Genomic DNA, 8,368 nt, shown 5'->3' on the forward strand with positions numbered 1-8,368 from the left:
GGAGGGCTTCCTTTTTATGCCGGTGGTGGGGGTCGAACCCACACGTGTTATTAGCACAAGGGATTTTGAGTTTTGGGGAGAGTTTTCCATTTGGTGTCATCTGGTGCCCGACTTTAAAGCGAAAAAGCAACAGTACATCGAATGAATTTTTGATAAATCTACGATTTTTCGTTACGTTTCCCCTCTACTCTGTTTTTTCGATTTGGATTGCCCAAATGGAAATTGGAGGGATGTTCAGGAGGGATGCAGAGCCTGTCATTCAGGACTGTGCACACAGGCTTTTTTCTTTTTTTTGGAAAATATTTCAAACCCGTGCAATTCCGAGGGCGGCTCATTTGTATCCAGAATGAAGCGACAAAACCGGGTGCACACCCCGGCAGCGACACACAATAAGAAGAGGGGATATATTATTATGAAAAAGACGGTTTCTGTTTGTATGACGGCTGTGATGGCTCTTTCCCTGCTGGCAGGCGGCGCGGTACAGGCATACGCACTTTCGGCAGAGACGGTGGAACCAGTTTCTGCTGTGGCTGAGGAAAACTGCATTTCCGGCAGCTGGAAGCGTGCTTCCGACCCGGCACTGACCGAGAAAGTTCGCAAAGTGTTCGATAAGGCCTTTGATGGTCTGGAGGGCGTTTCCTACACGCCCGTGGCCCTGCTGGCAAGCCGCACCACTGGCTCCGGTATCCAGTACCGCATTCTGTGCAAGGCGACTGTCGTCGTACCGGGCGCACAGGAAGAGTATGTTGTGGTCACGCTGCAGCGCGGCTGGCTGGGCAAGGCAGAAATTCTGGACATCGGCGACCCGCTGTGCCTGACAAATCTGGACTACGAGAAAGGCGCTGTGGGCACCTGGCAGGAAGCCGAGTCCCCCGCTATGACGGAGGAAGCCACGGCGGCGTTCAACAAGGCCACCGAGGGCCTTGTAGGTGTGGATTATGTGCCGGTGGCTCTGTTGAGCACCCAGACCGTGGCAGGCACGAACTACCGCATCCTGTGCGAAGCAACCACGGTTTATCCGGGTGCTGAGATGCACTATGCCGTCGTGAACGTGTATGAAAGTCTGGAAGGCAATGCCAACATCATCAGCGTGACCGATGGATATGTGAGCTAAGGGAGAGTTTTTGATTCAGAAGGTCCTCCGCTGCACCTTGGGTATATTCAGCGGAAACATTTATTTGGATATTGCAAACAAGCCAGACCGGCGGGTCTGGCTTGTTTGCTGTTCCACGGAGTGGGCGTGGAGGAAAAGTGCTCCTGCGTTTCCAGCAGCTCGCCGATGGTATCGCACGCCGGAGGTGGCGCGGCTGGGGTTCAGCTGGTGGGCGATCTTGTTGGTGCGGTTATAGAAAGCATCGTCATCCACGCTCTCGTTGATGCGCACGCCCCACAGGATGATGCTGGATGATTGCGGTTCTGCAAGATCATCTCTTGTAACATTGCATGTAACATTGCACAGGCAGCGTCTTTCCATGCAGCATAACCTCAAAGCTGTGAGCCTTTTTATTTGACTCGTCCCTTTTCTGTTATCACTCTGCCTGTATCTCCTCCACCAGCGGCAGATAATCGGCACAGTATTTCCGGTACAGCGGCTGTACAAGTTGCCGGAAACTCTGCATTTCTTCTTCGGGCAGCGGCAGTTCCTGGCACCCGCCAGCCAATGCCGCTTTTCGGGCAGCTGTTTCCTCCTGTGCCCAGAGCTGGCGCTCGTACTGCGCCGATGCCCGGGCGCACGCTTGCAGGGTCTGCCGATATTCCTCCGGCAGTGCATCCCATGTGCGGCCGGAAGCCAGCTGCACCTCCGGTACGCGGCTGTGCTCATCGGCCATGTAGTACCGTGCCACCTTGTAGTGCTCCATGGAATAGTAGGCCGGCCAGTTGTTTTCGGCGGCATCGATCTGCCCGGTCTCAAGCGCCGAGTAGACGTCGCTGTACGCCGTGGTCTCCGGCACTGCACCCAGCAGGCGGATCATGTCGATCACGATCTGCGAATCCTGCACGCGGATGGTCTTGCCCTGCAGATCGTTCAGGCTGCGCACCGGCTGACGGGCATAAAACGAGCGGGCACCCGCGTCGTACCAGCTCAGGCCTACCCGTCCCTGCGCGGTAAAGTCCTGCAAAAACTCAGCCCCGATGCTGCCGTCCAGCACGCGCCACATGTGGTCGGCATCCCGGTAGAGATACGGCAGCAGCAGCACGTTGAGCCGGGGCAGATCGTCCGTGACCACCGAGAGCGACACACGGGCAAAATCTACGCCGCCAATGGCAAGCTGTTCCCACACCTGCTGTTCCGAGCCGTACTCGCCGTTCGCCTTGACCTGAATGACCACCTTGCCCCCGGTCTGCTGCTGCACAAGGTCTGCAAAATACTGCGCGCCCTGCGTAGTGGGGTACCCGGCGGGCTGGTTGTCGGCATAGGTCAGCACATAGTCCGGTGTGGTCTGTGGCTTTGCGGCACAGCCTGCCAGCTGCAAGGCTGCAAAGCCCAGCCCGGCTAAAAAAGTCCGTCTGCGCATGGTGCCCTCCCTCCCTTTGCAGATAGTATAGCGCACAAGGTTGCCTTTGTGCAAGAGACAGAAAAAGGCGGTGCCCGCCGCAAAGCAGGTACCGCCTTTTTTAGGAGAAGAAGGAGATGTCTCAGTTACATCAGGCCCATTGCCTGCGGCAGTGCGGTAGACACTGCCGGGATAAAGGTGACCAGCAGCAGGCCGCCGATGATGGCCACATAGTACATAAGCATGTACGGCATGACCTTGGAAAGCGAGGTGCGGCCCACCTTGATGCCCACGAACAGGGCGTTGCCCACAGGCGGGGTGATGTTGCCGATGCAAAGGTTATACACGAGGATCAGACCGAACTGGATGGTGCTCATGCCAAAGCTCTGGCAGATGGGCAGGAACAGCGGGGTGAAGATGAGGATGGCCGGGGTCACATCCATAAAGGTGCCGGACACCAGCAGGATCACGTTCATGATGAGCAGGATGATGTACTTATTGCTGGTCAGGCTCAGCAGGGCTGCCGCAACCGCATCCGGGATCTGCAGGAAGGCCATGACCCAGCCCAGAATGTTGGAAACGCCTACAAGGAACACCACCATGCCGGACATCTTGGCAGAGTCCACGAGGATCTTCCACAGGCTCTTCAGGTTGATGGAGCGGTAGCAGAAAGCAAGGATCAGCGCATAGACAACGGCAATGGCAGAGCCTTCGGTGGCAGAGAACACACCGCCGATGATGCCGCCGATGACCACGATGATCAGGGACAGGGAAGGCAGAGCGCGCAGGGTGCAGATGCCAAGATTTTTCCAGTCAAACTTGCCGGGGGTGCCTTTATAGCCCAGCTTGACCGCCAGCAGCACGCCCACCACGCAGCAGCACAGCGCCCAGATGATGCCGGGAATGTAACCGGCCATGAACAGCGCAGCCACAGAGGTGCCGCCGGATGCCAGAGAGTAGGTAATCAAGGCGTTGGACGGTGGGATCAGCAAACCGGAGCAGGAGGAAGCGGCATTGGTGGCAGCGGTCACGGCGGGGTCGTAGCCCTGCTCCTCGGCACCGTCGCGGATCATGGAGCCAACGGCAGCCGCCGCAGCGGAAGCAGAGCCGGAGATGGCGCCGAACAGGGCGTTGGTGCCGATGTTGGTCACCAGCAGTGCGCCGGGCATCTTGCCCAGAATGGCCATGACGAAATCCACCAGACGCTTGGCGATGCCGCCCTGATTCATGATGTTGCCGGCCAGAATAAAGAACGGGATGGCGGTCAGACTGAACTTGCTCATGCCCACAAAGGTGCGCTGGGCAGCGGTCAGCACGGCCACGTTCAGGTCAATGGAAGAAAGAATGGCAGTCAGGGAAGAGACTGCAATGGCGTACGAGATGGGCACGCCGAGGAACAGCAGCACCAGCAGCACTGCCAGAATTACGAGTAACGCTTGAATTGCCACAGCTTAGTCCTCCTTATTTTCCTTGTCGGCATCGGCAGCCATTTCGGCTTCCACCTTTGCAAAGTCTGCATCCTCCGGGGTATCCAGACAGATGGAGCCGTTGGCGATGCCGATAATGTTCAGCACGGAATACACCAGAATGATCACGCCGCAGATGGGCATGACCCAGTAGAACACGCCCACGGCTACGCCCAGCGAGGAGGTCTGCTGTCCCATAGCCAGCTGGGACACCTGAAAACCGCCGAACACCAGAATGGTCGCAGAGAAGATGAAGGCGATGACCTCAGCAAAGATGTGGAACGCCTTGCGCATGGTGGGGTTGAACCGGTCCACCAGCACGGGGATGTTCATGTGGCCGCGCTCGCCGGAAACGATGGTGGCACCCAGCATGGTGCTCCAGCCGAACAGATAACCCACCAGTTCCTCCGACCATGTGGAGGGAGAGTTGAAGATATAACGCACGATGACCTGATAGGTGGTCAGCACCACCATGACCGTCATGCTCAGACCTGCCAGCAGGTTGAGCACCTTGTTCAGGGTATTTCTCAGTTTTTCCATGATGCTCCTCCTCAGTCCGCAGTGTGGGCAGCGTTGTGCTGCTGGATCAGGTCATAAATGGGCTGCAGTTCCGGGTTTGCTGCCAGCACGGAATCGTGCAGGGGGGCCATAGCCTCCTGAAACGGTGCAGTGTCCGGGTAAATAAAGTTGACGTGCTGCTCGTTCTCGGCCTTATCTTTCGCCTCAGCCACAGCATCCTCCCAAGCATCCTGCTCGGTGTGCTTCACGATCTGGAAGCCCTCTTCAAAGATCGCGCGCTCCTCGTCGCTGAGCTCGTTCAGGAAGGCGTAGTTTGCCACCAGCAGATCCGGCACCATCTGGTGCATATCGTAGGAGTAATACTTGCAGATATCGCCGTGACCGTTATCGGTCAGAGCCAGCTCGTTGTTCTCGGCACCGTCCAGAATACCGGCCTGCAGTGCGGTGTACACATCACCGAAGCCCATGGGCGTAGCCGTGCCGCCCAGCAGACGCATCATTTCCACGTTGGTGGGCGACTGCTGCACGCGGATCTTCAGACCCTTCAGGTCGGAGGGCTGGTTGATGGGGGTCTTGATGGTGTAGAAGTTGCGGGTGCCGGCATCCAGCCATGCCACCGTTTCCAGACCGGCCTTGGAAGTGGTCTTGAAAATGGGGTCCGTCACCTCGGGGTCGTCCATCGCCTCGTGGTAGGCTTCTACGCTGGAGAACAGGTAAGGCAGGTTGAAGATCTGGTATTTGGCACTGAAGGTCTCCATGATGGCAGTGGACGCCACCACAAAGTCGATGGCACCGGTCTGGGTCAGCTGCACCATTTCGGTCTGGGAGCCCAGCAGCTCGCTGGGGTACACCTCCACACGGTACTTGTCGCCCAGCTTCTCGTTGATGTAGTTGGCAAAGGCTTCCAGTCCCAGATGATCCGGGTGGGTCTGGGACTGCACATGGCCGATGCGCACGATCTTGCGGTCATCACCGGTGCCGGCACCGCAGCCGGTAAGCATCATGCTGCTGGTCAGTGCCGCCGCGCCCATCAGCGACAGAAACGTTCTTCTCTTCATGAATGGCATCCTCTCTTTTCGCGTTTTTTCTATGATTTTATTTTAACAACTCGTTCATTTTTGCGAAACCGGATTATTTTGTGAAACGCAGTACGATTTTGTCTTTGTTGTATCCAAGTACAATTTTTGTGTTTTTTGGACGAAAAAAACTGGCAAAAACAAAAAAGCACCCGTTCCTCTCCTGTTCACAGGCAGGAAAGAACGAGCGCTTCTTTTGGATCCGATTTATCCTTGTGCCGCTTTTTCCGCTGCGGCTACGCGGTATTCCGAAGGGGTCTGGCCGGTCAGGCGCTTGAACACCCTTGTAAAATAGTTGGCGTCGCTGTAACCCACAGCAGCGCCGATATCCTTCAGGCTCAGGCGCGGGTCCAAAATCAGCTGGCGCGCCTTGTTCACCCGGTATTCGTTCAGGTAGGCCGAAAAGTTTACCTTAAAGCACTGCTTGAACAGCTTGCAGAAGTAGGCGTCCGAGTAGCGCAGCGCAGCGGCGGCATCCTGCATGGAGATATCCTCCCTATAATGAGCGTCGATGAAGCGGCTGATCTCGGCACGGATGATGGCGGTGCGCATATCCTCGTCCTCTTCCCGGCGGAGGGGTTCTGCAGGCGCAGGGGGCTGTGTCGGGTGGGCAGGCAGCGGCACCGACACCTGCCGGATGGCATTCTCCACCGCGAATACCAGTTCCTGCTCGTTGTAAGGCTTGAGCAGATAGTCCATCGCCCGCACAGAGATCGCCTGCCGTGCGTAGTCAAACTTATCAAAGCCGGTCAGGAACAGGATGGCGCAATTTTTGTCTGTTTCACGGATCTTGCGCGCCACCTCCAGCCCGGTGAGACCCGGCATTTCAATGTCCAGCACAGCCACCTGCGGCGCTTCGCGGGCAAAAATTTCCAGAGCTTCCCTGCCGTTTTTCGCCTCGTACAGGCTGATCAAATCCCCCAGATATTTCTGCAGCGTCTTGCACAGCACCTTGCGCTCGATCAATTCATCCTCTGCCACCAGCAATTTGCACTTCACGAGAGCGTCTCCTCCTTTTCTTCCGGCTGCTGCGTTTGCGGTAGTTCAAACCGCACCACAGTACCGCAGTCTGCGCGGCTGTATACCTGCATTTTACCGCCCGGATACAGCATCCCGATGCGGCGGGAAATATTGCCAAGGCCAATGCTGCGGCCGGTCTGCTCGCTCTGGGCAATTTTTGCCTGCACGGCGTCCAGTTCCTCTGGGGTCATCCCCTTGCCGTTGTCCGCGACCGTGAGCACCAGCACCTTGTCCTGCATCCATGCACGCAGCAGGATGCGTCCGCCTTCCTCGCGGGACTTGAGCCCATGCGAGTAAGCGTTTTCCACCACTGGCTGCAGCATAAAGGACGGCACCAAAACCGCCGCAGGCTGCACCCGGATGCTTTTTTCAACGGTAATGCGTCCGTCAAACCGCATTTGCTGCAAATAAATGTAGTCCTCCAGCCCGTCCAGTTCCTCCTCCAGCGTGATCTGCTGACGCTTGGTGCGCAGGTTGTGCCGGAACAAACTGCCCAGATGCACGATCATCTGGTCGGTGGTGGAAGCATCCTCCAGCCGCGCCATGCAGGAGATCATGTTCAGGGTGTTGAACAGAAAATGCGGATTCACCTGACTTTTAAGCACCTCCAGCCGGGTGTGCTCCAGATCTTTTTCCAATGCAAGGTTCCGCACCTCTTCCCGGTGCAAGGCCTGCTGCGTGGTCAGCTGCTGCGCCATGGCGTGCTTCATCTGGTTAAAGGTCCCCGTCAGCCGCCCCACCTCGTCGCTGCTTTTCACCGGTAGGTCCGGTCTGGAAAAATCGCCCTCGGCAATGCTGCGGGAGGCCTGCGCCAACCGCAGCAGCGGACGCACAACAGCGCGGCTCAGCACCCGGATGAGCAGCAGCACTAGTACAGCCGCCGTCAGGAACAGCCCCAGATACAGCCACGGCAGATGCCGGATGTGAGCCGCCGTGCTGCTGTAAAGGGCGTTTTCCTGTTCCAGCGTGGCCTGTGTCAGACGTAGCGCATACTCGGCAAGGTAGTCCTGCAGTGCCATCACACGGTACATCTGTTCAATATAGGTATCTGCCGAGGGGGAAAGCTGCAAAAAGGCATCCCGCTCCTGCCGATAGCCCGCATACCCTTGCAAAAGATTCCATGTGCGGGCATAGCGCTCCTCGCCGATGCGGGCATAATCGAAGGGCAGGGCTGCAAGGCTCTGCTCGGAAGCGGTGCAGGCGGCGGTATAGGCCTGTTCGGTTTCAGAAGTAGGCTGGCGCACATAGCGTGCAAAGGCCTGTGTTTCGTCCTTGAGGGCGTTTTGCACCGTGTAGCAGACGGCGTTGTCGGCCAGCAGCATATCAAAGGAGCGTACCGTCCACTGACCTGCCATGGTAGCAATGCCAGTAGAAAGCATGGTGACCAGCAAAATCGCGGCAAGCCATGCCGTGACCTTGCGGCGCAGGGATATACCGCCCTGTGCGGTTTTGTTCCGTGCCATACGCTTTCCCTCCTGTCCTTGCAGCATCCCGGCCTTTTTTATAAGTATAATAATCTCCCGGGGAAAGTGCAACTGCAAAAAGCACCGGTTTCCGCAAAGAAATCGGTGCTTGTAGGCAATGTGTCAGACTGTCAGCGGGTCAACAACTGAAAATGATTCCGCATCTTCCCAGAAAACACCAAAGTATAAGAAACTGAGCAGAAAAAGAAAAGCAGCCCAAAACCTTTCGATTTCGAGCTGCTTGCTATGCCGGTGGTGGGGGTCTCCCGCGCACTGAGCAACAGCCCGCAGGGCTGATTGCTCCCCTGCTGTGCAGGGTCGTGCTGTTC

At 57.1% G+C, this 8,368-nt stretch carries 9 protein-coding genes; 1 reads left to right on the forward strand and 8 read right to left on the reverse strand.

What is annotated here, in order from left to right; genetic code table 11:
• Window positions 1-412 precede the first annotated feature (412 nt).
• On the forward strand, window positions 413-1,114 hold the full coding sequence (locus QZL71_RS12400) for a hypothetical protein (RefSeq protein ID WP_291015391.1): 702 nt from the start codon (window positions 413-415) through the stop codon (window positions 1,112-1,114).
• Between the two features lie 60 nt (window positions 1,115-1,174).
• On the opposite strand, the gene QZL71_RS12405 is transcribed toward QZL71_RS12400, so the two are convergent.
• From QZL71_RS12405 to QZL71_RS12440, 8 genes are all read right to left on the reverse strand, one after another.
• Window positions 1,175-1,474 carry a hypothetical protein gene (locus QZL71_RS12405; RefSeq protein WP_294649001.1) on the reverse strand — a complete coding sequence of 100 codons (300 nt, stop codon included), beginning with the start codon at window positions 1,472-1,474 and terminating at the stop codon, window positions 1,175-1,177.
• A gap of 55 nt (window positions 1,475-1,529) precedes the next feature.
• Window positions 1,530-2,516 carry a TRAP transporter substrate-binding protein gene (locus QZL71_RS12410; protein WP_291015389.1) on the reverse strand — a complete coding sequence of 329 codons (987 nt, stop codon included), beginning with the start codon at window positions 2,514-2,516 and terminating at the stop codon, window positions 1,530-1,532.
• Between the two features lie 125 nt (window positions 2,517-2,641).
• Window positions 2,642-3,943 carry a TRAP transporter large permease gene (locus QZL71_RS12415; protein ID WP_005939307.1) on the reverse strand — a complete coding sequence of 434 codons (1,302 nt, stop codon included), beginning with the start codon at window positions 3,941-3,943 and terminating at the stop codon, window positions 2,642-2,644.
• Window positions 3,944-3,946: 3 nt separating this feature from the next.
• Window positions 3,947-4,501, reverse strand: a complete 555-nt coding sequence (locus tag QZL71_RS12420) for a TRAP transporter small permease (protein ID WP_005939311.1) — start codon at window positions 4,499-4,501, stop codon at window positions 3,947-3,949.
• Window positions 4,502-4,512: 11 nt separating this feature from the next.
• On the reverse strand, window positions 4,513-5,538 hold the full coding sequence (locus QZL71_RS12425; RefSeq protein WP_363912706.1) for a TRAP transporter substrate-binding protein: 1,026 nt from the start codon (window positions 5,536-5,538) through the stop codon (window positions 4,513-4,515).
• A 225-nt stretch (window positions 5,539-5,763) separates the two neighbouring features.
• Entirely contained in the window at window positions 5,764-6,555 is a 792-nt protein-coding gene (locus QZL71_RS12430; RefSeq protein WP_294649006.1) for a response regulator transcription factor, read from the reverse strand.
• Window positions 6,552-8,039: a sensor histidine kinase gene (locus QZL71_RS12435; RefSeq protein ID WP_294649009.1), complete on the reverse strand. Its 1,488-nt coding sequence runs from the start codon at window positions 8,037-8,039 to the stop codon at window positions 6,552-6,554. The genes QZL71_RS12430 and QZL71_RS12435 overlap by 4 nt, the downstream gene beginning before the upstream one ends.
• 131 nt (window positions 8,040-8,170) lie before the next feature.
• On the reverse strand, window positions 8,171-8,368 hold a 198-nt coding region (locus QZL71_RS12440), incomplete at its 5' end, for a hypothetical protein (RefSeq protein WP_294649012.1).

The organism is uncultured Faecalibacterium sp. (genome assembly GCF_900066275.1).
Taxonomy (GTDB): domain Bacteria; phylum Bacillota; class Clostridia; order Oscillospirales; family Ruminococcaceae; genus Faecalibacterium; species Faecalibacterium taiwanense.

Excerpts from the sequence above, each read along its gene's own strand:
- QZL71_RS12425 (WP_363912706.1), bottom strand. The coding sequence starts at position 5,538 with ATGAAGAGAAGAACGTTTCTGTCGCTGATGGGCGCGGCGGCACTGACC.
- QZL71_RS12400 (WP_291015391.1), top strand. The coding sequence starts at position 413 with ATGAAAAAGACGGTTTCTGTTTGTATGACGGCTGTGATGGCTCTTTCC.
- QZL71_RS12435 (WP_294649009.1), bottom strand. The coding sequence starts at position 8,039 with ATGGCACGGAACAAAACCGCACAGGGCGGTATATCCCTGCGCCGCAAG.
- QZL71_RS12405 (WP_294649001.1), bottom strand. The coding sequence starts at position 1,474 with ATGGAAAGACGCTGCCTGTGCAATGTTACATGCAATGTTACAAGAGAT.
- QZL71_RS12420 (WP_005939311.1), bottom strand. The coding sequence starts at position 4,501 with ATGGAAAAACTGAGAAATACCCTGAACAAGGTGCTCAACCTGCTGGCA.
- QZL71_RS12410 (WP_291015389.1), bottom strand. The coding sequence starts at position 2,516 with ATGCGCAGACGGACTTTTTTAGCCGGGCTGGGCTTTGCAGCCTTGCAG.